The following is a 25441-nucleotide window of genomic DNA, read 5'->3' on the forward strand; positions in this document are numbered from 1 at the left end:
GCGACCCAGCGGGAGCAAGCTCCCTCGCCACATGTTTTTTGCATGCCTCGATATTTTTCTTGAGCGTTACGGCTGTGACACCACCTCCCGATCAAGTACCGCGACCACGGCGCTCAGGCATTCCTCCCGTTGCAGGATATCGAAGTGGCTGGCGGTGACGGTTTGCACCTTGCGCAGCCGCGGTTGCTGACGTTCCAGCGTCGCCTGTTCGGCGGTCGGGTTGCCATCGGCCCACCAGCAGCACAGTTCGGCGTGCGGCAGCGGCAAGCTCTCGACCTGCCGTGACAACGCCTTCAAGCGGGCGCTGACCATGAACGTCTGCGCCAGCTCATCGGCACCGAGCAACGCGTAGCCGCTGGCCTGCTCGCCCTCGGTGTCGATCACGGTGCGAATAATCCGCGCAACCGCGTCCTGATCACCCGCAGTTTCGACACTCAATGCCCGGGCTACGACATCACTGTCCATGTTCAAGGTTGCGCCGAGGAACTCGCTCAGGTCCGCGCGCCACTCATCGACACTGGCGACGGCGTTGGCCTGGGTCGGCACAAAACTGTCCACCAGACCGACGAACGCCACCCGCTGGCCCTGCTGCTCAAGCAAGTTGCCGACCAGCAACGCCAGCGCCCCGCCCAACGACCAGCCCAGCAAGTGATACGGGCCTTGTGCCTGTTTGCGGCGGATTGCTCCGACGTAGTCCGCGGCCATCTGATGCAGCGAGGTGTCGTGCCACTGGCGGTCGAGCAGCATGCGGCATTGCACGCCGTACACCGTGCGCTGGCCTTCGAGTCGACGGGCCAAAGGCTCGTAGTCGAACACCGTGCCGAAACCGGCGTGCAGGCAGAACAGCGCCGGCAAACCTTCCACAGGCTGGTTCAACAGCAACAGCGGTTCAGGGCTCTGTTTGACCGTTTGCTCATCGACACCGGACAACCCGGCGATGGTCGGCTTGGCCATCATGTCGCGCAGTTTCAGCTGGAAGCCCGGCTCATTCAGCGCCCGCACCTTCGAGATCACCTTGAGGGTGCGCAGCGAATCGCCGCCCAACTCAAAGAAATTGTCAGTGATGCCGACTTTGTCGACGCCGAGCACTTGCTGCCAAATTTCGGCCAGCGCCCATTCCAGCGGCGTGCGCGGGGCCACGTAGTCGCGGCCTTCGAAGGTCGGATCGGGCAATGCCTTGCGGTCGAGTTTGCCGTTGGGTGTCAGCGGGAAGCGCGGCAACACCACGATCTGCGTCGGCACCATGTAATCCGGCAGGCTTTCACGCAAGGCTGCCTGGCAGCGCAGGCCCAGACCGTCGTCTTCGGCCGCAACCACATAACCCACCAGTTGCGGACCCAGGCCGCTGTCACGCACCACCACCAGTGCGTCATTGACCCCGACCTGCTCGCGCAGACGGGCTTCGATTTCACCCAGTTCGATACGGAAGCCGCGCACTTTGACCTGATGGTCGATGCGCCCCACGTAATCGAACACGCCATCCTCGCGGCGGCGCACCAGGTCACCGGTGCGATACAGGCGACCACCGTCGCGACTGAACGGGTCGGCGACGAAACGCTCGGCGGTTTGCCACGGGTGACGGTGGTAGCCACGCGCAACGCCACGACCGCCGATGTACAACTCGCCGACCATGCCCGCCGGCAATGGGTTGAGGTCCATGTCCAGCACGTGCAGGCTGCGGGTGCCGACGCGGCGACCAATCGGTGCATACATCGCCTCGCAGTGGCCGTCGGCAGCGATTTTCCACAGCAACGGCGTGACCACGGTTTCCGTCGGGCCGTAGCCGTTTACCAGGAATTGCGGTTTGAGCCTGTGCTTGACCCGCTCGAACGTGGCGTCCGGCACCGCATCGCCACCGAAGCAGTAGATTCGCACCGGCGGCGGATCACCGCCCTGCAACTCGGCGTGTTCGGCCAGTTGCAACAGGTACGCCGGCGGGAAGCAGGCGACGCTGATGCGTTGACGGTGCAACACCGCCAGGGTCTGCTCGGCGGTCCACAGCGTGTTGTCACGGACCACCAGGGTCGAGCCGCTGATCAGCGCGGTGATCCAGCGTTCATGGGCGCCGTCGAAGGCGAACGACATGAAATGCAGTTCGCGATTGTCCGGGTCCATTTCGTACAGTTCGGCAATCGCCTGCACGTGCATGCTCAACGGCCCGTGGGCCACGGCGACGCTTTTCGGTTTCCCGGTGGAGCCCGAGGTGTAAATCAGGTAGGCCAGTTGCTCGGCGTGGACGTTGCTAGGCGGTGCCGACACTTCGACGTCGAGGTTCAAGCGATCCACGGCGACCATCGGCGTGCCCGGATTGAGTTGCGCGGTGTCACGCAAACGCTCCTGGGTCAGCAGTAAACGCATGTCACTGTCGGCCATCATGTAGCGCAGGCGTTCCTGCGGGTATTGCGGGTCCAGCGGCACGTAAGCGGCGCCGCACTTCATCACCGCCAACAGCGACACCACCAATTCCAGCGAGCGTTCCATGAACACGCCGATCACGTCTTCGGCCTGCACGCCCTGCTCCAGCAGGTGCACCGCGAGTGCGTCGGAACGACGATCCAGCTCGGCATAACTCAAGCGTTCAGCGTCGTGGTCGGCGTAGCTGAGCACCAATGCGGTGTGCTCCGGTTGCAGGCGCGCCCGCTCGCGGATCAGTTCGTGCACCGGCCGTTCGTGGTCGTCGGCCAGCGTCGGCAGTTCGCCGTCCAGTTGCCGGCCTTCGTCCAGCGTCAGCAAGCCCAACTCGCCCACTGCGCGCTCGGCGTTGTCGCACAGACGCTGCATCAGGCTTTCCATGTGACTGCGCAAAACCTCCACGGTGGCCAGGTCGAACTGATCGCGCGGGTGCATGTACTCGATGCGCAGCCCTTCATCGAGGCTGACCATCAAGTCCATGGCGAAGCTGGTCAGGCCGAAGTCGGAGACGTCTTCGAAGCGCAGCGAATCGCCGTTCCACTCACGCAACGTGCGGTCCACCGGCTGGTTTTCGAAGACGATGATGCTGTCGAACAGCGACTGCCCGCCCTGCCCGGCCCAGCGTTGAATATCGCTGAGCGGGGTTTGCTGGAAGTCACGGATGTCGAGGTTGTAGGCCTGGATTTCGCGCAGCCAGTCACCGACGCTCGCATCGGTCGGCACGCTGTTGACCACCGGCAAGGTGTTGATGAACAGCCCCAACATGTTCTCCGAACCGTTGAGGGTTTCCGGGCGACCCGACACCGTGGCGCCGAACGTCACCGTGCGTTGACCGGTGTAGCGCTGCAACAGCAGCAGCCACGCGCCTTGCACCAGGGTGTTGAGCGTCACTTGCTGCTGCTGGGCAAACGCCTGCAACCGCGAGGTCTGCTGCGCATTCAGGTGCGTATAGATCGCGTGATAACCCGCTTGCGGCGCCTTCACCGGCAATGCGCGGGCCAGGTGCGTGGCGCCTTCGAGCGCGGTGAGTTTGCCTTTCCAGAACGCCTCGCTGGCCTCGGCCACTTGTTGGCCGAGCCAGTCGATGTAGTCGCGATACGCGGCCACCGGTTCCTGCGCGTCGCCGCTGTAATGCCGCAGCACTTCACCGATCAGGCGCGATACGCTCCAGCCATCCATGAGGATGTGATGGTAGGTCCAGATCAGCCGATAGCGGTCGTCTTCCAGGCGTACCAGCAGCAAACGCAACAACGGCGCACGGTTCAGCGAGAAGCCACGTTCACGTTCATCGCTGGCCAATTGGCGCATACGTTCGACCTGGTTATCCACACCGCGCCAGTCCAGCTCGGTCAGCAGCGCCGGCGCCTGGCGCAGCACCACTTGCAGCGGCTCCTTGTCGCCCTCCCAGAGGAACGCGGTACGCAGGATCGCGTGGCGCTGCGCGGCGTCGGCCCAGGCTTCGCGGAAGCGCGGACCGTCAACGCCACGCACGCCCACTTCGATCTGGTTGACGTACAGCTCCGAATCACCGTCCTGCACCGAGTGGAACAGCATGCCCTGCTGCATCGGCGACAGGGGATAAACGTCGTCCACTTCGTCTGCCGTCAATTCCAGCGCCTGATATTGCGCTTGGCTCAGTTCGAGTTTCAGCGCTGGAGCAACCACCACCAGCGCCGCTTCAACGGCGTCGACAGCCTGGGCAACCGTCGCCAGTTCAGCGATGGTCGGGTGGCTGAACACGTGTTTCGGCGAAATGCTCAGGCCGGCCTTGCGTGCACGGCTGACCGCCTGGATCGATACGATGGAATCGCCGCCCAGTTCGAAGAAGTTGTCCTGAATGCCGACCGGCACTTCGAACAACGCCTGCCACACGTCCTGCAGCGTCGCCTCCACGGCATTGCGCGGCGCGACGTATTCGCGCACCTGCTGATCGGGTTGCGGCAAGGCGCGGCGATCAAGCTTGCCGTTCGGCGTCACCGGCAATTGCTCAAGCATCAGCAGATGACTCGGTTGCATGTGCTCGGGCAACGCGTTGCGCAGGTGCTGCTTCAACGTATCGAGCACCAACGACTGGCCCACCACGTAAGCCACCAGCTGTTTGGATTTACCCACATCCAGCGCGATCACCACCGCCTCGCGCACCTGTGGATGTTCCAGCAGGCAGGCTTCGATTTCGCCCAGTTCGATGCGCAAGCCGCGGATCTTCACTTGATGGTCGATGCGGCCGACGTACTCGATCACGCCGTCCTCGCGATAACGCGCCAGGTCGCCGGTGCGGTACAGGCGCTCGCCCTTTCCGCCGAACGGGCTGGCGACGAAACGCTCGGCCGTCAAGTCCGGACGACGGTGGTAACCCCGCGCCAGGCCGATACCGCCCAAATACAGTTCACCGACACAACCCGGCACTTGCGGTTGCAGGCTGTCGTCGAGGATGTAGGTCACCAGGTTGGCGATCGGGTAACCGATCGGCACGCTGATCGAACCGTCATCGACACACGTCCAGTGAGTCACGTCGATGGCGGCTTCAGTCGGCCCGTACAGGTTGTACAAACCGACGCCGGGCAGCACGCGGAACAGGCTGTTCTGCAAATCCGCCGACAGCGCTTCACCGCTGCACAGGATCTGCCGCAGGCTGGCGCAACGTTCGAAGCCTTCGCCCTGGACAAATGCCTGCAACATCGACGGCACGAAATGCAGGGTGCTGACCTGATACTGCTCGATCAGACGCACCAGTTGCGCCGGGTCGCGATGGGCGCCGGGTTCGGCGACTGCAAGGCGTGCACCGACCATCAGCGGCCAGAAGAACTCCCACACCGACACGTCAAAACTGAACGGCGTCTTTTGCAGCACGGTGTCGCGTCCGTCCAGCGGGTACGCGCCCTGCATCCACTCGATGCGGTTGTACAACGCATCGTGACGGTTGGCCGCGCCCTTGGGTTTGCCGGTGGAGCCGGAGGTGTAAATCATGTACGCCAGCGATTGCAACTCGACCACGCACGGCAGGTTTTCGTCGCTCAAGCCTTCGACCAGTTGGGCACTGTCGTCCAGGCAGATTGCCATGGTGCCGGCCGGAATCGGCAATTGCGCCAGCAGATGACGCTGGGTCAACAGCACGCGCACGCCGCTGTCTTCGAACATGTGCTCCAGGCGCTCGCGCGGATAATCCGGGTCCAGCGGCACATAGGCACCGCCGGCCTTCATGATCGCCAGCAAACCGATCACCAGTTCCAGCGAACGCTCAGCGGCAATCCCCACCAGCACTTCGACGCCGACGCCTTGGGCACGCAGGTAGTGCGCGAGGCGGTTGGCCTGTTGGTTGAGTTCGCCATACGTCAGGGTCTGACCGGCGAACACCAACGCCGCAGCGTCCGGAGTTTTCAGCACCTGGGCCTCGAAGCACTGGTTGACCGGGCGTACGTCGGGCCAGGTCACGGCGGTGTCGTTGAAGCCTTGCACTTGCTGCTCGGTCTGCGTGGCGTCGAGCAGGCTCAGACGGCCCAGGGCTTGTTGCGGCTCACGAACCATCGCATCGAGCAACGCCACCAGACGAGTGCTCAGGCCGTCGATGGCCTCGGCGGTAAACAGTGTGGTGTCGTAATTGAAGCGCAGGTCCAGGCACTCGCCCAGCTCGGCGGCGATGGCCAACGGGAAACTGGTCTGATCGTGATGGCTGATACCCGAGAACTTCAGCGCACTCGGATTTCCGCCCTCCAGCGCCTCGGCGACCGGGTAGTTTTCGAACACCAGCAGCGTGTCGAACAGCGCCTCGCCGGAATGCCCGGCCCAGCGCTGCACATCCGCCAGCGGCGTGTATTCGACATCGCGCAATTTGAGGTTGAGCGCCTGCACCTCGTCCACCCATTGGCTGACCGTGCGCTCGGGGTGCGGCGTGGCGATCACCGGCAAGGTGTTGATGAACAGACCGACTTGCTGCTCGATGCCCTGCAACTCGCTCGGACGCCCCGACACCGTGGCGCCGAACGCCACCGTGCGCTGGCCGGTGTAGCGCTGCAACAGCAATAGCCACGCCGCTTGCAGCAAGGTGTTCGGCGTGACGCGGGCCTGCCGGGCAAACCCGCTCAGGCGCCCGGTGGCTGCCCGGTCCAGGCTCAGGTGAACGGTGCGATGACCGTCCCCCTGCCCTGCGACCGGTCCCGGCATCGCGCCGGCCAATCGCGTCGGTTCGTTGAACGCTTGCAACTGCTCCAGCCAGAACGCTTCGCACGCGGCGCGATCACGCCCGCCCAGCCACGTCATGTAATCGCGATAACGACCGCCACTCGCCACTGGCATCACACCGGAATAACGCTGCAGCACTTCGCCGAACAACTGCGAGGTGCTCCAGCCATCCAGCAGAATGTGGTGGTTGGTGAAGATCAGGTGATGGGTGTCGTTCGCGGTCTGCACCAGGGTCAGGCGCAGCAAAGGTGCCGCCGTCAGGTCGAAACCGCGCAGGCGATCGTCTTCGGCCAGACGTTCCAGGGCCTGCCTCTGATCCGCTTCACTGCGCCAGTCGAGCACGGTCAACGGCAACGTGGCGTGGGCCAGAATCACTTGCAGCGGTCGCGAGCCATTGCTCTCGCTGAAGAACGCGGCGCGCAGCACTTCATGGTTTTCCAGCGTCTGCTGCCAGGCGCTGCGGAACGCCTCGACCTCAATGCCCTGCACATCCACGCGCATTTGCGGAATGTAAGCGTCGGCATCCGGGGCGAACAGACTGTGGAACAGCATGCCTTCCTGCATCGGCGACAGCGGGAAGATGTTTTCGATTTCACGCGTCGCCAGCGGCAGTGCATCGAGCTGTGCCTGATCGACACTGACCAGCGGCACATCACTCGGCGTCAGGCCGCCGGCACCGCTGAGACAGTGTTCGATCAGCTGTTGCAGCTCGGCGGCATAGGCCTCGGCCAGACGCTGCACGGTGTGCTCGGCGAAGACTTCGCGGCTGAAGGTCCAGCTCAGGCGCAGTTGCCCCGCGTAGACCTGACCGTTGATGCTCAGGCCACGGTCCAGCGAGGCGGAAGCACCTTGCTCGGCGCCACCGTGTTCCCGGGCCGGACGCCACGGTGCCTGCTCATCGAAGCTGGCATCGAACTGGCCCATGTAGTTGAAGGTGATTTGCGGCTGCGGCAACGCCTCAAGACCGGCCTGAGCCAGATAGCGCAGGATGCCAAAACCGATGCCTTTGTCCGGCACCGCGCGCAGCTGTTCCTTGACCGCCTTGATGCTCCCGGCCAGATCGCCGGCCGGGGTCAACTTGACCGGGAAGATCGAGGTGAACCAGCCCACGGTGCGGGTCAGGTCGATGTCGTCGAACAGGTCTTCGCGGCCGTGGCCTTCCAGTTTGACCAGGGTTGATGGCTGGCCAGTCCAGGCCCCCAGGACCCGCGACAACGCCGTCAGCAACAGGTCGTTGACCTGCGTGCGATACGCCGCCGGAGCGTCTTGCAGCAGTTGGCGAGTGAAAGTGCTGTCGAGCACGGTTTCCACGCTCACGGCATGTAGGCTGGCCAGGCTGCCCTGTGGATTATCGGCGGGCAGGTCCACCACCACGTCGTGGTATTGGCGCTGCCAGTAAGCCGCTTGGCGCGCCAGCTCGGGACTTTGCGCATGGGTTTGCAAACGCGCCGCCCAGGCCTGATAGGCGCTGGATTTGGCCGGCAGGCGCAGGGGTTGCGCCTGACGCGCCTGGTCGTAGGCTGTTTGCAAATCTTCGAGTAGCAGACGCCAGGACACGCCGTCCACCGCCAGGTGATGCACCACCAACAGCAAGCGTTGACCGTCCGCGGCCATGTCCACCAGCAAGGCGCGCAACAGTGGGCCGTCGTGCAAACTCAGGCTGGCTTGTGCGGCGTTGCAGTGATCAAGCAGCTCATCGGCGTTCGTGGCCTGCCGCTGCCACAACAGTTCGGCGCTGTTCCAGTGCTCGGCCTGGGCCTGCTGCCACACGCCATCCACCTGATGCAAACGCAGGCGCAACGCGTCGTGATGCTCCAGCAGCGCGGTCAATGCCTGTTGCAGGCAGGCGCTGTCCAGAGGCTCGCGAAGCTCCAGCAGCACCGACTGGTTCCAGTGGTCCCGGGTTTCGATGGTCTGCTCGAAAAACCAGTGCTGGATCGGTGTCAGCAGCACATCGCCGCGCACCGGGCCCTGGTCGATGACCAAACCGGCGCTGCGCTGGGCGACCTTCGCCAGACTTTCCACGGTCTGGTGTTGAAACAGATCACGCGGGGTGATGCGGATCCCGGCCTGACGCGCACGACTGACCACCTGAATCGAGATGATCGAGTCGCCACCCAGTTCGAAGAAATTGTCGTCGATGCCCACGCGTTCAAGCTTGAGCACGTCTTGCCAGATCGCCGCCAACGCGGTTTGCATCTCGTCCGCTGGCGCCGTGTAAACCTGCTGCGCCAGCGTGGCGTCAGGCTTGGGCAACGCGTTGCGATCAAGCTTGCCGTTGCTGGTCAGCGGCCAGTGATCGAGCTTGAGCAAATGCGCCGGCACCATGTAATCCGGCAGGCCCGCTTGCAAGTGCTCGCGCAACGCCTGGCGCAAATCGGCGACGTCCTGGGTGACGGTAAACCACGCGACCAATTGCTGGCTGCCATTGATCTCGGGCGCTAGCACCAGCGCTTGCTCGATGGCCGGATGGCTTTGCAGGCGGTCCTGGATTTCTCCCAGTTCGATGCGGAAGCCACGAATCTTCACTTGATGGTCGATGCGTCCGGCGTACTCGATGCTGCCGTCGGTGCAATAGCGCGCCAGATCGCCGGTGCGATACAGGCGCGCCCCCGCCTCGCTGGCAAACAGGTCCGGGACAAACCGCGTGGCGGTCAAATCGGCGCGCTGGTGATAACCCCGCGCCAGGCCGGCACCGCCGACGTAGAGCTCACCGACGCAACCCTTGGCCACCGGGTTCAGGCGCGGATCGAGCACGTACCAGCGCAGGTCGGCAATCGGCTCGCCCAACGGCGAACTGTTGACGCCGTCAAGGTCGGCGCGGGACAACGGCCGGTACGTCACGTGCACGGTGGTTTCGGTGATGCCGTACATGTTGATCAGCAACGTCTTTCGGTCGTCGAACACGTCGTACCACGGACGCAGGCTCGCGACGTCCAGTGCCTCGCCGCCAAACACCACGTAACGCAGGGCCATGCCCTGGGCATTGGCGCAGGCAAATGGCATCAGCTGGCGGAACGCCGACGGTGTCTGGTTGAGCACCGTAACCTGTTCATCGCACAGCAGGCGGGCGAAATCTTCCGGGGATCGGCTGATGGCGTGCGGCACCACCACCAGCTTGCCGCCGTAGAACAGCGCGCCAAAGATTTCCCACACGGAGAAGTCGAAGGCATAGGAATGGAACAGGCTCCAGACATCGTCCGCGTTGAAACCGAACCCGTGTTCGGTGGCGCTGAACAGGCGGGTCAGGTTGCTGTGGGGCAGCAGCGTGCCCTTGGGTTTACCGGTGGAGCCGGAGGTGTAGATGACGTACGCGAGGTTTTCCGGGAGGGTCAGGTTCGGCAGGTTTTCGGCAGATACTTCGTTGAACCAGTCATTGGCGTGATCCAGGCAAATCACCTCGATGCCTTCGGACAACGGCAGTCGCGGCAACAACGCGGAGTCAGTCAGCAACAGGCGCGTGCCGCTGTCGGCCAACATGTAGGCCAGACGGTCCTGCGGGTATTCCGGGTCCAGCGGCACATAAGCGCCACCCGCCTTGAGGATCGCCAGCACGCTGACGATCATCTCCAGCGAGCGCTCCAGCGCGATCCCCACCAACACGTCCGGACCAACACCGCGTTCGCGCAGACGCTGGGCGATGCGGTTGGCCTGTTGGTTCAGTTGCGCGTAGCTGAGGGTCACGCCGTCGCAGGTCACCGCGACGGTGTGGGGATGCGCGGCAGCTTGGGCTTCGATCAGTTGATGCGCGCACAGCGTGTGCGATTGGCCGGCCGCGTTTGCCGGGGCGCTGCGGTTCCAGTCCAGCAAAGTCGCTTGTTGTTCGGTTGGGGCGAGCATGCGCAGGTCGGCCAACGCGACCGAGCCGTCGGCGCAAATCGCTTGCAACAGGTTCAGCCAATGCCGCCCCAGACGCTCGATGGTCGCGGCGTCGAACAATTCGGTGGCATAGACAAACGAGGCGCGGATGCCGTCGTCGCTCTCCACGGTGTCGAGCATCAGGTCGAACTTGGTGGTCTTTTCATCCCAGATCAGCGGTTCGACGCTCAGGCCCGGCAAGTCCCAGCGCTGCTGGCCACCGGCATCGCGCTGGTGGTTGAACATCACCTGGAACAGCGGCGTGTGACTCAGGCTGCGTTCGACATCGAGCCCGTCGACCAGTTGCTCGAAAGGCAGATCCTGATGCGCCTGCGCACCCAGTGCCGCGGTTTTGACCTCGGCCAGCAATTGCAGGAATGGCTGATCGGCATGGGGCTGGGTACGCAGCACTTGGGTGTTGACGAAAAAGCCCAGCAGGTTCTCCACGTCCTGACGGGTACGGTTGGCAATCGGCACGCCGACGCGAATGTCCTGTTCACCGCTGTAGCGATGCAACAGGGTTTGCAACGAAGCCATCAGCACCATGAACAGCGTGCAGCCTTCGCGACGAGCGAGATCCTTCAGGTTGATCGCTAGCTCGGCCGGCACCTCCAGTTCGACGCTCGCGCCCTGCTGGCTCGGGATCGCCGGGCGACGACGGTCCGCCGGCAGGTTCAGCGGCGGATGCTCACGGCCCAGTTGTTCACGCCAGTACGCCAGCTGACGTTCGGCTTCGCCGGCCTCCAGCCACAGGCGCTGCCAACGGGCGAAATCGGCGTATTGAATCCCCTGCTCCGGCAGTTGCGGCGACTGCCCCGCGCTCAGTTGCGCATAGCGTTGAGTGAATTCCTGCAACAGGATTGGCAGCGAACCGCCGTCAGTGACGATGTGATGGAACGTCAGCACCAGCACATGCTGCTGCGCGTCGAGGCGGATCAACCGGCAGCGCATCAACGGACCGTGCTGCAAGTCGAACGGCTGCTCGGCGTTGAGACCGACCTGACGTTGCAGTTCGGTTTCGTCAGCGGCGTTGGCCTCGACCAGCGGTGCGTCCATCTGCGGATGGATTTTTTGCAGCACCTGCTGCTCGTCGAAGACGAAGGTGGTGCGCAACACTTCGTGGCGCTGCACCAGCGCGGCGAGGGTTTGTGCCAGCGCTGCACGGTTCAGCTCACCGTTCAGGCGAAAGGCACCGGTCAGGTTGTACGCGGTCGCCTGCGGCTGCATCTGCCACAGAAACCACAAGCGCTGCTGCGCGTACGACGCCGGTAACGTGTCCACCGCCGGGTCCCTGGGCGGGATCGGCAGCAGTTCCAGGGTCAGGCCCTGGGCGTGCATCTTTTCTTGCAAGGCACGCCGCGCCTCCAGGCTCAAGCCGCAGAAACGCTGGGCCAGGGTCATCATTCTGTCCGGTGCAGCACTCATCGCGTGTGTTCCTCATCCACTTCGTCGAACAACGCTTCCAGCGCGTCTACATCGTTTTCTTTGTGTTCACTGTGCTGACGGAACCGCTCGATTTCCGCCGCCAGGCGCTCCAGCGTGTCGCCCTCGAAGAACAGCTTCAGCGGGATCGCCAGGTTCAGTTCTTCCTGAATCCGCGCGCGAATCCGCGTGGCCAGCAGCGAGTGGCCGCCCAGCTCGAAGAAGCTGTCGTGCACGCCGACCCGCTCCACGTGCAGCGCTTCGGCCCAGATCGCCGCCAGGACTTTTTCCAGGTCGGTGCGCGGGGCTACGAAGGCACTGCGGCGTACGTCGAGGTCGAGTAAGGCCTGGCGATTGAGTTTGCCGTTGGGCATCAGCGGGAAGCGTTCCAGCACCTGCAAGCGAACGGGCTGCATATGCTCGGGCAGTGCTTCGCCGAGATGGCTACGCAATTCGTTGAGGCGGATGTCGGCGGTGTCGGCCGGGGAAATCACGAAGCCCAGCAGTTGCGGGCCGGTCGGCGTTTCACGGGCGATGACCGCGGCGTCTTCGATGCCGGGGGCACTGCGCATGGCGGATTCGATCTCGCCCAGCTCGATGCGGAAACCGCGGATTTTCACTTGATGATCGACCCGCCCCAAATACTCCAACACACCATCGGCGCGGTAGCGTGCGAGGTCGCCGGTGCGGTACAGGCGTTGGCCGGCCTGCTTCGCAAACAGATCGGGGATGAAGCGTTCGGCCGTCAATGTGGCGCGCTTGAGGTAGCCGCGGGCGATGCCGGCGCCGCCGACGTACAGTTCGCCTTCGACGCCCACGGCCACCGGCATCAGGTCCGGGCCGAGCACGTGAATGCGCATGCCCGGAATCGGCTGGCCAATCGGGATGGTGTCGTCATCCTGACCCAGCGGCAGTTCCCACGCCGAACACCAGACCGTGCCTTCCGTCGGGCCGTATTCGTTGACCAGCGCCACCTGCGGCAAGGCCTCGCGATGGCGTGCGACCAAGGCATTGCTGCACGCTTCGCCGGCGACGATCACACAGGCCAGGGCATGGCTGTCGAGGTGCTCCAGAATCTGCGCGTGGTAGGACGGCAAAGTCAGGTAATGGGAAACTTCTTCACGCTGGATCAGCGCCGCCAGCAGCGCCGGATCCTTGTAGCTGTCTTCGTCCGGCAGGCACAGGGTCGCGCCCTGCCCCAACGCCCAGAAAACCCCGGCCACGGAGCTGTCGAACGAGAACGATGAGAGCATCAGGAAGGCGCGCAACGGCTGACGATAGAACGCGCTGCGTGCGAGGGTCGAGGCCACCGCGTTGGCGTGACTGATCATCACGCCCTTGGGTTTGCCGGTGGAACCGGAGGTGTAAATGACGTAGGCCAGATGGGCGCTGTCGCCCAGCGGACATGGCTGCTCTTGTGACGCGGACCAGACCTCGGCCAGCGGCATCAGCGAAATCATCCGCTCGCTGTGCAACGCTTCCGGCAGCGGCTGGCAGGCCAGCACCTGACGCGCAGCGGCGTCCTGCAACATGAACGCCAGACGCTCGATCGGGTAGTTCGGATCGAGCGGCAGGTAAGCGGCGCCGGCCTTGAGCGTGCCGAGCAATGCAATGACGATTTCCAGCGAACGCTGACCGTAGACCGCAACGATTTCGTCCGGCGCCACACCTTGGGCGCGCAAGGTATTGGCCACCTGGTTGGAGCGTGCATCCAGCTCGGCATACGTCAGACGCTGGCCATTGACGCTCACAGCGATACGCTGCGGATGCAGGCGTGCCTGTTCGGTGAACAGGTCTTGCAGGTAGCGGCACGGCAATGCCTGCTCGGCGGACAGCGGGTTGAAGTCCTCGATCAAACGGGTCATTTGCACCGCGTTGACCTGAGTGGCCTGGCCCAGCGTCAGCTCCGGCGAAGTCAGCAACTGGCGGCTGAATTCGACAAACTGCTCCAGCCAGGCGGCGAGCATCGACTCAGGCACCGCGCCGGCCAGGCACGACAGCTGCAATTTCTCACCCTGAACCCGCAGGCGCAGGACTTCCGGGTTGGCGTCGTCCACTTCGATGTTCGTGTTCGCATCGGCCTGAAACACCAGGCCATAACGCAGTGGCGCCGTGCCTTCGGCGCTCAGCTCGAACTCGTTGAGGCAGTCGAGCCAGGACAGCGATTGCTCGACGCTGGCCGCAAACGAGGCCAGCGCTTGCGCCAGGGTCTCGTCGCGGCGGTTGTAGAAGGCCACCGGCAGACGACGGGCGAAACGTCCCAGGGTCGCTTCGGTCTGCTCGTTGCGCCCCGCCACTTCCCAGCCCATCAGCAACTTTTCCTGGTTGCCGATGCGCGCCACGAACGCACTCCACAGCAACAACGCCACGCGCTGCGCTTCGACACCCTGAGCGGCGGCCACGCGCTGCACATCGGCCAGCCATGCCGCGTCGTCGAGCGTGGCCTGATGGCGAGCCAGCGTCACTTCAACAGTTTTTTCAAACGGCAGATGATGGGCCAGCGCGAACTGCTGTTGCAGGTTGCGCCAGAAAGCGGCGCCTTGATGGCCGATGTCTTCTTCGCGCAGTTCTTCCTGCCATGCGGTGTAATCCAGGTACTGCAGATCTTCCTGATTGTCGGCCAGTGTTTCGCCGCGCAACAGGCTCGCCAGCTCCGCCGACAGCACCCGCAGCGATACTTCATCAAGACTGCTGGCCGGCGCCAGCAGTGTGACGAAATGCTGACCTTCTGCGGTTTGTACGGGCGTCACCACCAACACTCGAGCCGGATCGTCAGCCAGGGTTTCACGGCCGCGGCGCAGGGCTTCGGCCACCGAAGACACGCTGCCCGACAACGTCACCGGCAGCTCATCGCACAGGCTTTGCACAGGCCACTTCATGCCCGGCAATCGGCGATAGACCGTGCGCAGGGTTTCATGGCGCTGACCCAGTTCGTCCAGTGCAAGGCGCAAGGCCTGCGCCTCCACAGCCTGGGCGACCGGAACGGTCAGGGCGGCGAACAAGCTCTGTCCGCCCAGCTCCTGAGCGCGCAAATAGAAGGCTTGCTGGGCCGAAGTCTGGAAAACGTCTACCGAAGGTTCGAGGGCGGTGGTGTTCATGTCGAGTGTCCTTATTCCTGATCCAGGTCGGCGCTTTTCTGCGCGATGGCCATGGCCGTGAGGATTTTTCTGTAGCCAGTGAATTCATTGCGCGCATGCACGCTGAGGATGTTGTCCAGCAGGACCACGTCGCCCTTCTCCCAGGCGAACTCGACCATCACGTCGCGATAGATGCCTTGCAGGTGACGGATGACGTCGTCGGGAATGGCCGTGCCGTCACCGAAGAAGGTGTTTTGCGGCAGGTCCAACGGGCCGAATTCACGCAGCAGGTTGTCGCGGATGCTGTCTGGCAGGGTCAGCGCGTTGAAGAAGGTGCCGTGGTTGAACCAGATGCGTTCGCCGGTCAGCGGATGGCGCACGATCGCCGGGCCGTTTTGCCGGGTGCGCAGGCGATTGCCCGACTTCCACTCCGTTTGAATGCCGATTCTGGCGCAGTAGGCTTCGACTTCTGCGCGGTCCTCGCTCTGGAACACGGTCTGCCACGGCAGCCCCATGCCGTCGCCGTAGTTGCGCACGTACATGATGCGTTTACGCTGAAACTCCTCGCGCACGGCCGGGTCGATTCGCGCGAGGATTTCGCGGGTATCGCCGAACGGGGTTTCGCCGCCGGTGGTCGAGGGCGTGTCACAGTAGAAGTACAGGTGACGCGGGAACACCGGCGAATAGGAATGCTCGTTGTGCGGGAAGATTTTCTCTGCTGCCGGGTAGTCGGTGGAGCTGTAGATCTTGAACTGGCCGGTGATCTGGGTCCGTGGCGAAGCGCGAAACAGGTACTCCAGGGCCCCGTCGGAAATCGCCGCCACGCAGCGGTTGAACTCGGCAATGTCGGCCACCTGGAAGCCACGGAAAAGAATTACCGCGTGGGCCAGCAGCTTGCTTTCGATCAGCGCGCGATTCTCCGTCGCCCACTCCACCAGGCTGACGCCGGGCACCGCCGGGCGGCACACCAGGGGCATGCTGGCACCGTCGAACATCGGCGCAAAACTCACCAGCCGGGTCGGGTCGGTGGACAGGCTCTTGCGTGCACCGCGACCGATTTTGGGAATGGACTTGGTGGTTGAAACAGTCATAAACCCCTCCAGAAAATGATGACGGCGGCGCCCGATTGGCGCCGCCGCAATGAATCAGTCCGCCGTGCTTTGCGTTGCCGGCGTGCCGCGACGGCGCTTGATCGCCATGCGCCCGCCCAGCAACGCCTTGCGCTGTTCGTTCAGGCGCGCATCGGCGCGGCGCTGCACATCGGTGGCCAGGTCCAGCAATTGGCTGACCGTCAGCTCGTCGGCGCGCAACAACGCTTGCAGTACCGCCTCGATTTGTTCGAACAGGCTTTGCAGCGTGCTCGGCAAGTACTGCCCGGCGGGTGTTTCGAAACTCAGGTGAATGTGTTCGGCCTCGTTGTAGAACGCAGCGACCATGCCGATCTCGGCGGCTTGCCGGCCCGACGGGAAATCCTCGACCAGCAGGCCGTCCATGGACGGCAATCGACCGACGCCTTCCTGGTAGATCAACTTGATGTCGAACAACGGCGACCGCCCGGCCCGACGCGGCAAACGCAACGCTTCCACCAGTCGCTCGAACGGCAGGTCCTGATGGTCCGAAGCCTCCAGAACCGCGCGGCGACAGGCTTGCAGCAGTTGCCCGGCAGCCTCGTCAGCGTTCACCTCCACTTGCAGCACTAATTGGTTAACGAAGAAGCCGACCATTTGTTCAAGCTCAACTTGATTTCGGTTGGCGATATCGGTGCCGATGCGCACGCGACTGACCTCGGTGCGCTGACGCAACACCAGGGTGAAGCCGGCCAATAGCACCATGAACAGCGACAATCCACGCTGTTGAGCGAAGTCGCGCAACTGCTGACTCAAGGTCGCGTTCAAGGTGAAATGGTGGCTGGCACCTTCCTGCGCCTGACGCTGATCGCCGTCGCCCGGCAACTCCAGCACGGCTTGCGGCTGGCCAAGGCGCGCCTGCCAGTAATCGAGCTGACGCTGCAGCTCGCCGCCCTGCTCCAGCCACTGGCGCTGCCATCTGGAGAAGTCGGCGTATTGCACGACCTGTTCCGGCAACGGCGCGACGCCGCCCCGGTTGAGGGTCGGATACAGCGTCACGAACTCATTGATCAGAATCCGGAACGACCAGTCATCTGCCGCGATGTGGTGCACCGTAAGCAGCAACACATGCTCCTGATCCGCGACCTGCAACACCCGCACCCGCAGCAACGGGCCATGGCGCAAATCGAACGGCCGGGCGACTTCTTCTCGGGCCAGTTGCGCGGCTTCGGCGTCCGGGTCTGGCAAATGCCGCAGGTCGCTGGCAACGAAACTCAACGGCAGATCGGTGTGCACCCGCTGCCAGGCGTGACCGTCTTCCTCATGGAACGTGGTGCGTAACACGGCGTGGCGTTGCACCAGGGTTTCAAAGGTTTGCTGCAACGCCGACAGGTTCAACTCGCCGCGCAACCGCAAGGCGCCGGGCATGTTGTACATCGAACTGTCGGGCTCAAGGTTCCAGAGGAACCACAACCGCTGCTGGGCAAAGGACAACGGCTGGCGTTCGCCGGAAGGCTCCGCCACCAGTGCCGGGCGTTCGCAGACATTGGCGTCGTGCCGCAGGCCTTGCACCTGAGCGGCGAAATCCTGCAGGCGCGGGTGTTCGAACAGGCTGCGCAAACTCACCGACAGGCCCAGGCGCTGGCGAATCTGCGAGACGATCTGCGTGGCCAGCAACGAATGCCCGCCCAGCTCGAAGAAGCTGTTTTCGCGATCGACACGGGTGACGTGCAACACCTGCTGCCAGATCTGCGCCAGCTCGATTTCCAGCTCGCCTTGCGGTGCGGTGCCGGCCACCGTTTCCCAGACCTCAGGCGCAGGGAGCGCGGCGCGGTCGAGTTTGCCGTTGCGGTTGAGCGGCAGTGCGCTCATCACCACCAGTTGCGCCGGCAGCATGTAGTCCGGCAGACGCTCGCCCAAAGCCTGGCGCACGGTTTCGGTGAGCTGACGCGAGTCGGCGTCCGACAACGTTGGCACGACGTAGCCGATCAACTGCTTGCCACCGACGCCTTCCTGCACCAGCACCACCGCTTCGCTGATCATCGGCAAGCCTTGCAGGTGCGCTTCCAGTTCACCGAGCTCGACGCGGAAACCGCGAATTTTCACTTGGTGATCGATGCGCCCCAGGTATTCCAGCGCGCCGTCTTCGCGATACCGCGCCAGATCGCCGCTGCGGTACAAGCGTGCGCCGGGCGTGGTGGAAAACGGATCGGCGATGAAACGCTCGGCACTCAGTCCCGGACGCTGGTGATAGTGCTGGGCAATGCCGGCGTCACCGCCGATGCACAACTCGCCCACGCAACCGGTGGGCAGCAGATGGCCCTCGGTGTCCAGCACGTACAAGGCCCGACCGGGCAACGCGCGGCCAATCGGCACGCCGATCAGGTTTTGCGTGTCGGCCAAGGTGCACAGGTGCGTGCTGGAGACCACGGAGGCCTCGGTCGGCCCGTAGGTGTTGAGCAGGCGCACATCACCAAGACCGGCGGCATGCCAGAGCTTCAGGCCTTCCAGCGACATGGCTTCGCCACCGACGTGGACCTGACGCAGCCGACCTTTGTCGCGCTGAGGCTGCGCCGCCCATTCCTGGGCCAGCAAGTACCAATAGGCTGCAGGCAAGTCCGCCAGGGTCACGCCCTGTTCGATGATTTGCCGGTACAAGGTGTCGGTATCCCACAGTTCATCACCGCGCAACACCAGCGCCGCACCCACGCACAACGGCGGGTAGCACTGTTCGACAAAGCCGTCGAAGCTGAACGTGGCGAATTGCAGCACGCGGTCATCGGCGCTGAGTTGCGAATAGTCCGCCGCAATCACGCAGAATTCGCGCAACGCGGCGTGGGCCAGGCACACACCTTTCGGCCGGCCGGTGGAGCCGGAGGTGTAAATCAGGTACGCGAGGTCTTCGGCGCAGGCGAGGTTGACCGGGTTGCTCGTGGAGTAGCCGGCCAGCGACGCCGCCGTCAGCGCCAGACGCGGCAGGCCTTCGGGCAATGCGACATCCACCAGCAGTTCCGGTTGCGCCAGCAGCAGGTCCATCCCGCTGTCTTCGATCATGTAGGCCAGGCGTTCGGCCGGGTAGTCCGGGTCCAGCGGTACATAACCGGCGCCGGACTTGAGGATCGCCATGAGGCTGACGATCATCTGCGCATTACGCCGCACCGACAGGCCGACCCGCTGCCCCGGCGCCACACCGTGCTCGCGCAGGCGATGGGCAAGCTGGTTGGCCTGAGCGTTGAGCTGTGCATAAGTCAGTCGCTCTTCACCGACGATCACGGCCAATGCGTCGGGGGTGCGTGCGGCTTGTTGCTCGAAGCGTTGATGCGCCAGCAATGGACTGTCCAGCAGCGGCGCGGCGGGACGCGAGCCGAGCAACACCTGGGCTTTTTGCTTGGCATCCAGAAGGCTCACGGCCCCCAGAACCTGTTGCGGCTGTGCGACGAATTGCTCCAGCACCTGCAGCAGGTTCGCGCCCAGCCGCTCGATCTGCACGGCGCTGAACAAGGCCTGATCGAAACTGAATTCCAGGCGCAGGCTGGCGCCGACTTCGATGCCGAGGGTCAGCGGGTAGCTGGTGATTTCGTGATTGCGCAATGCGCCGAAGGTCAGTCCCGCCGGCGCGCCTTGCTTCAGCGCTTCGGCCACCGGGAAGTTTTCAAACACCAGCAGACTGTCGAACAGCGCGCTGCCCTGCTGTCCGGCCCAGCCCTGGATGTCGTAGAGCGGCACATGCTCGAACTCACGCAGGCTCAGGTTCAGGGCTTGCAGCTCGCTGAGCCATTGGCTGACCGGCTGCGTCGAGTACGGCGTAGCAATGATCGGCAAGGTGTTGATGAACAGGCCCAACTGTTGTTCGATGCCCGGCAACGGCGCGGATCGCCCGGCAATCGTCGCGCCGAACGCCACGCACGCTTGACCGCTGTAGCGCTGCAACAGCAGACCCCACGCGCCCTGCAACAAGGTGTTGAGAGTGATCTTCTGCTGCCGGGCAAACTCGGTCAGACGCTGCATGGCGGCGCTTTCGAGCGTCAGGTGATGCTCGCCCATGCCGCGCCCCTCGACCGGCGTCGGCAAGGCTTGCGCCAGCAGCGTCGGCGTCTCGAGGGCAGCCAGCGCCTGCTTCCAGAACTGTTCGCCCGCCGCCAGTGGCTGTTGCTGAATCCAGCCCAGGTAGTCGCGGTATTGCCCCAGGGGTTTGGCCAGTGCCTGCCCGGCGTAATGCTGAATCACTTCGCCGAGCAACTGCGCGTTGCTCCAGCCGTCCATGAGGATGTGATGACTGGTGTAGATCAGGTGCCACGCGTCGCCGCCCTGACGCACCAGCATCAGGCGCAGCAGCGGCGCGGCGCTGAGTTCGAAACCACGGCTACGCTGTTCGGCGGCCAGCGCATCGAGGTCGATATCGGCGGCCTCGATCACCTGCAATTGCAGGTCGATCTGGCGATGAATCACCTGATGCGCAGACTCCAGACCCAACCAATGGAAGCTGCTGCGCAAAATGTCGTGGCGGTTGATCGCCGCTTGCCATGCCCGACCGAACGCCGCCAGGTCCAGCCCCTGAATATCGAGGCGCAGTTGATTGATATAGGCCTCGGCCTGTGGCTCATACACGGTGTGGAACAGCATGCCCTGCTGCATCGGTGTTAGCGGATACATGTCCTCGATGGCCGGGGCCGCGACAGGCAACGCGTCCAGCTGCGCCTGGTTGATCCGTGCCAGCGGGAAGTCCGATGGCGTGACCTGCCCCGTCGGGGTTGCACAGCAATGTTCGATCAGCGCGGTGAGTTCTTCGGTGTAGGCATCGGTCAGTTGCTGAACGGTGCTGTCGGCAAACATGTCGCGACTGAAGCCCCATTGCAACGAGAGTTGACCGCCATAGACCTGGCTTTCCAGGGTCAGCCAGTTGGCCAGCGGCGCGTCGTCACCCTGGGCATGACCGCCGCTTTCCAGCGCCGGTTCAAACAGCGCGTCCTCATCGAACTGACGGTCGAACTGGCCGAGGTAGTTGAAGGTGATCCGTGGTGCCGGCAATCCTTGCAAGGACTGACGCTGAGCCGGCTCGCCGAGGTAGCGCAGCAAGCCGTAGCCGAGACCTTTATCGGGGATCGCGCGCAGTTGTTCCTTGATCGTCTTGATCGCGTTCGCCGTTTCCGCGTGAGGTTGCAGGCGTACCGGGAACAAACTGGTGAACCAGCCTACGGTGCGCGTCAGGTCGAGGGCGTCGAACAGGTCTTCACGGCCATGACCTTCGAGCTGGATCAGCGTCGAGTGATGCCCGGTCCAACGGCAAATCACCCGCGCCAGCGCCGTCAGCAGCAAGTCATTGACCTGGGTGCGATAGACCGCCGGGGCTGTTTGCAGCAGCTGCCGCGTCAACCCGGCGTCGAGCTTCGATTCGATCTTGTGGCCGTGGCGTTGTTGCACGCTACCCAGCGGGTTTTCACAGGGCAGGTCGCGGGCATCGGCGTGTTGTGCCTGCCAGTACGGCAGCTGCTGATCCAGGGTGCTGGCATGCGCTTGCAGGTGTCCGGCCCAGTGTTGATAGGCGCTGGTTTTCTCGGGCAACGTCGCGGCGCTGCCAGCGGCCAATTGGGCGTAGGCCTGCTGGAGGTCTTCGAGCAGCACCCGCCACGACACGCCGTCCACCGCCAAATGGTGGATCGCCAGCAACAAGCGTTGCGTGCCGTCCTCGAGGCTGACCAGCAACGGGCGCAGCAACGGCCCATCGGCCAGATCAAGGCTGCGTTGCGCTTCGTCGCACAGCGCCGACAACGCCTCGCTCGAGGACGCCTGCCGCTGCCACAGTCCCGCCGTTTCGACGGGCGATCCGTGGCACTGCTGCCAGCCATCGACACCCTGGGTGAAACGCAGGCGCAAGGCATCGTGATGGTTGATCACCGCGACCAGCGCGGCTTCAAGGGCTTGAGGGTTCAGCGCCTCGCGCGGCGTCAGCAGCAAGGACTGGTTCCAGTGTTGCGGCTGCGCGATGGCTTGCTCGAAAAAGTAATGTTGCGCCGGGGTCAGCAGCACCTCGCCGCTGACCGGCCCTTGATCGATGGAACTGCGATTGTCGAACGCCGCCACCAGCGCCAGGCTGCGCACGGTCTGGTACTGAAACAGGTCGCGTGGGTTGAGACGGATGCCGGCCTGACGGGCGCGGCTGACCACCTGAATGGAGATGATCGAGTCACCGCCCAGCTCGAAGAAGTTGTCTTCGAGGCCCACGCGTTCCAGACCCAACACGTCCTGCCAGATCTGCGCCAGCGCCGTTTGCATGGCGTCTTGCGGCGCGACGAACACTTGTTGCGGCGCCGCATCCGGTTGCGGCAAGGCCTTGCGGTCCAGTTTGCCGTTGGCGGTCACTGGCAAGGCATCCAATGGCATCAGGTAGGTCGGCACCATGTATTCCGGCAAGCTGCTCAGCAGCCAGGCCTTGAGGGTTTCCGGCCACTGCGCCTCGGCGTTTTCCAGCACCAGGTACGCCACCAGATGCTTGCCGCCCTGCACCAGCACGACGGCTTCGCGCACCAGCGGATGCTGCATCAGGCGGGTTTCGATTTCCCCCAACTCGATACGCAGCCCGCGCAGTTTCACTTGATGGTCGAGACGGCCGAGGTATTCGATCACCCCATCGGCACGCTGGCGTACGCGGTCGCCGGTTCGGTACAGACGCGCACCGTCATGGAACGGGCATGGCACAAAACGCTCGGCCGTCAGGCCCGGCCGGCGGTGATAACTGCGCGCAAGACCCGCGCCGCCCAGGTACAACTCCCCCGCTACACCCGCCGGCACCGGCAGCAACTGTGCGTCCAGAACATGGGTGCGCAGGTTGGCAATCGGCCGGCCGATCGGCACGCTGTCGGCGCCTTCATCAACGCAGGTCCAGTGGGTCACGTCGATGGCCGCTTCGGTCGGTCCGTACAGGTTGTACAACCCGGCGCCTGGCAACTTGGCGAACACCTGAAGTTGAGCGTCCAGTGGCAAGGCTTCACCGCTGCAGGCGATGCGTTTGAGGCTGGCACAGGCTTCAACGCCCGGCTCGTGGATAAACGCCTGAAGCATCGACGGCACAAAGTGCAAGGTGCTGATGCCGAACTCGCCGATGAGGCGGATCAGCCGCGCCGGTTCGCGGTGCGCGCCCGGCGGCGCTACCACCAGACGGGCGCCAGTCATCAGCGGCCAGAAGAACTCCCAGACCGACACGTCGAAACTGAACGGGGTTTTCTGCAACACCGAGTCGCTGCCGTCCAGCCCGTACGCCTGTTGCATCCAGCACAAACGATTGACCAGCGCCGCATGGCTGTTGCCGGCGCCCTTGGGCTTGCCGGTTGAGCCGGAGGTGTAAATCACGTAGGCCAGGTTCAAAGGATGCACCGACCCCGACGGGCAGGTTTCGCGGTAACCGTCCAGCCAAGCCTCGTCCTGATCCAGTGCAATGACCTTGATGCCCTCGGTCGGCAGCGTGTCAACCAGAGCGCTTTGGGTCAGCAACACGCCAATCGCACTGTCTTCGATCATGTAGGCCAGGCGCTCCGCCGGGTATTCCGGATCGAGCGGCACATAGGCGCCGCCGGCCTTGAGAATCGCCAACAGGCCGATGACCATTTCCAGCGAACGCTCGACGGCGATCCCCACCAGCACATCGGGACCGACACCCTGCTCGCGCAGGTAGTGGGCCAATTGATTGGTGCGCGCATTGAGCTGTGCATAAGTCAGCCGGCGATTGCCAAACACCAGCGCGGGCGCCTCGGGCGTGCGCGAGGCCTGGGCGTGGATCAACTCATGAACGCATTGCTCGACGGGATAAGTTTCGGCGGTGCGGTTCCAGTCATGCACCAGCACCTGCTGTTCCTCCGCCGCCAACATCGGCAGCTCGCCGACCCGCTGATTCGAATCGACCACCATCGCCTGCAACAGGCGCGTCCAGTGCTGCGCCATGCGCGCGATGGTCGGTGCGTCGAACAAGTCGCTGGCGTAGGTCAGTGCGGCGTGCAGCTTGCCGCTCTTTTCATAGGTGTCGAGGGTCAGGTCGAACTGCGTGGTGCGCCCTTCCCACTCGATTGCGCCCAACACCAGACCGGAGGCGGTGCTGATGCTGGACATGTCCGCGACTTGCGGCTGGTGGTTGTACATCACCTGGAACAGCGGCGTGTGGCTGAGGCTGCGTTCCAGTTTCAGCGCTTCGACCAGACGCTCGAACGGCAGGTCCTGATGGGCCTGGGCGCCGAGGGCGGTCTCCTTGATGGCGCGCAACAAATCGTCGACGCGGGTCTGGCCGTCAAGCTGTGTGCGCAGCACCTGAGTGTTGACGAAGAAGCCGATCAGGCCTTCGATTTCCGCTCGGTTGCGGTTGGCAATCGGCACGCCGACACGGAGATCGGTTTGCCCGGTGTAGCGATGCAGCAGCACGTTGAACGCACCGAGCAACAGCATGAACAGGGTGATGTTGTGTTTCTGCGCGGTGGCGCGCAGTTGCTCGGCCAGTTGCGGGTCGACAGCGAACTCGTAACGAGTGCCGCGATAGCTCGGCATCGCCGGGCGCGAGTGATCGGTGGGCAGTTCCAGCACCGGGTGTTCGTCGCCGAGTTGCGCCTGCCAGTAATCCAGTTGACGCGCCTGTTCACCCGCCTCCAGCCAGCGGCGTTGCCACAAGGCGTAGTCGCTGTACTGGATCGGCAACGGCGCGAGTTGCGGTTGTGCACCGGCCTCGAAGGCGTCGTAGCAGCGGATGAACTCATCAATCAGCACGTTCATCGACCAACCATCAGAAACGATGTGGTGCAGGGTCAGCAGCAGGACATGTTCCTGTTCGGCGAGTTTGAGCAAGGTCACGCGCAGCAACGGACCGACCGAAAGATCGAAGGGCAACACCGATTGCTGCTCCGCCGCCTGGGCGACGGCACGTTCGCGCTCAGTGGCCGGCAATGCGCTGAAATCCACCTGCTTGATGACCAGCGGCGCGCTGGCCGGCACTTGCAGCAAGGAGTCGTCGGCCTGACGCTGGAACACCGTGCGCAGGGTTTCGTGACGCTCCACAAGACTGGCAAAGGCCTGTTCCAGCGCAGGCAGGTTCAACCGCCCGGTCAGACGCACCGCGCCCGGCAGGTTGTAGGCGCCACTTTGCGCGTCCAGTTGCCAGAGAAACCACATGCGTTGCTGGGCGTACGACAACGCCTGGCGATCCTCGGCCTCGACGCCGGCAGGAATCGGGAACCGGGCGAAATCAATGCCTTCCTTTTGCAAGGCCGCAAGGAACATCTGGCGCTTTTCCAGGGGCAACCCGATAAACCGGCGAGCAAGTTTCAAGGAGTCTTCAGCATTCATTTCTAAGCATCCGGATCAGTGGCGGGAAGCACAAAGGCACGTCGTCCCTATAAAACGAATGCAGACCGGAAAAATTAGCGAATGAGAACAAGTATCAGCGGAGGC

Annotated in this window: 4 protein-coding genes; all 4 read right to left on the reverse strand. The window is 63.7% G+C overall.

Annotated features, from left to right (window positions below):
• Positions 1–66 precede the first annotated feature (66 nt).
• From B723_RS27305 to B723_RS27320, 4 genes are read right to left on the reverse strand one after another with little or no spacing between them, the layout of a single operon-like run.
• On the reverse strand, positions 67–11874 hold the full coding sequence (locus B723_RS27305; protein WP_017337593.1) for an amino acid adenylation domain-containing protein: 11808 nt from the start codon (positions 11872–11874) through the stop codon (positions 67–69).
• A complete protein-coding gene (locus B723_RS27310; protein ID WP_017337592.1) occupies positions 11871–14969 on the reverse strand; it encodes a non-ribosomal peptide synthetase in 3099 nt (1032 codons plus the stop codon). The genes B723_RS27305 and B723_RS27310 overlap by 4 nt, the downstream gene beginning before the upstream one ends.
• 11 nt (positions 14970–14980) lie before the next feature.
• A complete protein-coding gene (locus tag B723_RS27315; protein ID WP_017337591.1) occupies positions 14981–16039 on the reverse strand; it encodes a TauD/TfdA family dioxygenase in 1059 nt (352 codons plus the stop codon).
• Between the two features lie 54 nt (positions 16040–16093).
• Positions 16094–25336, reverse strand: coding sequence for a non-ribosomal peptide synthetase (locus B723_RS27320; protein WP_017337590.1), 9243 nt, complete (start codon positions 25334–25336; stop codon positions 16094–16096).
• Positions 25337–25441: the final 105 nt, after the last annotated feature.

Origin of the sequence: Pseudomonas fluorescens NCIMB 11764 (assembly GCF_000293885.2) — a bacterium.
GTDB classification, from domain to species: Bacteria; Pseudomonadota; Gammaproteobacteria; order Pseudomonadales; family Pseudomonadaceae; genus Aquipseudomonas; species Aquipseudomonas fluorescens_B.

What these genes read in the sequence shown, in the direction of transcription:
- B723_RS27305 (WP_017337593.1), bottom strand. Translation starts at nt 11,874, where the DNA reads ATGAGTGCTGCACCGGACAGAATGATGACCCTGGCCCAGCGTTTCTGC.
- B723_RS27315 (WP_017337591.1), bottom strand. Translation starts at nt 16,039, where the DNA reads ATGACTGTTTCAACCACCAAGTCCATTCCCAAAATCGGTCGCGGTGCA.
- B723_RS27320 (WP_017337590.1), bottom strand. Translation starts at nt 25,336, where the DNA reads ATGAATGCTGAAGACTCCTTGAAACTTGCTCGCCGGTTTATCGGGTTG.
- B723_RS27310 (WP_017337592.1), bottom strand. Translation starts at nt 14,969, where the DNA reads ATGAACACCACCGCCCTCGAACCTTCGGTAGACGTTTTCCAGACTTCG.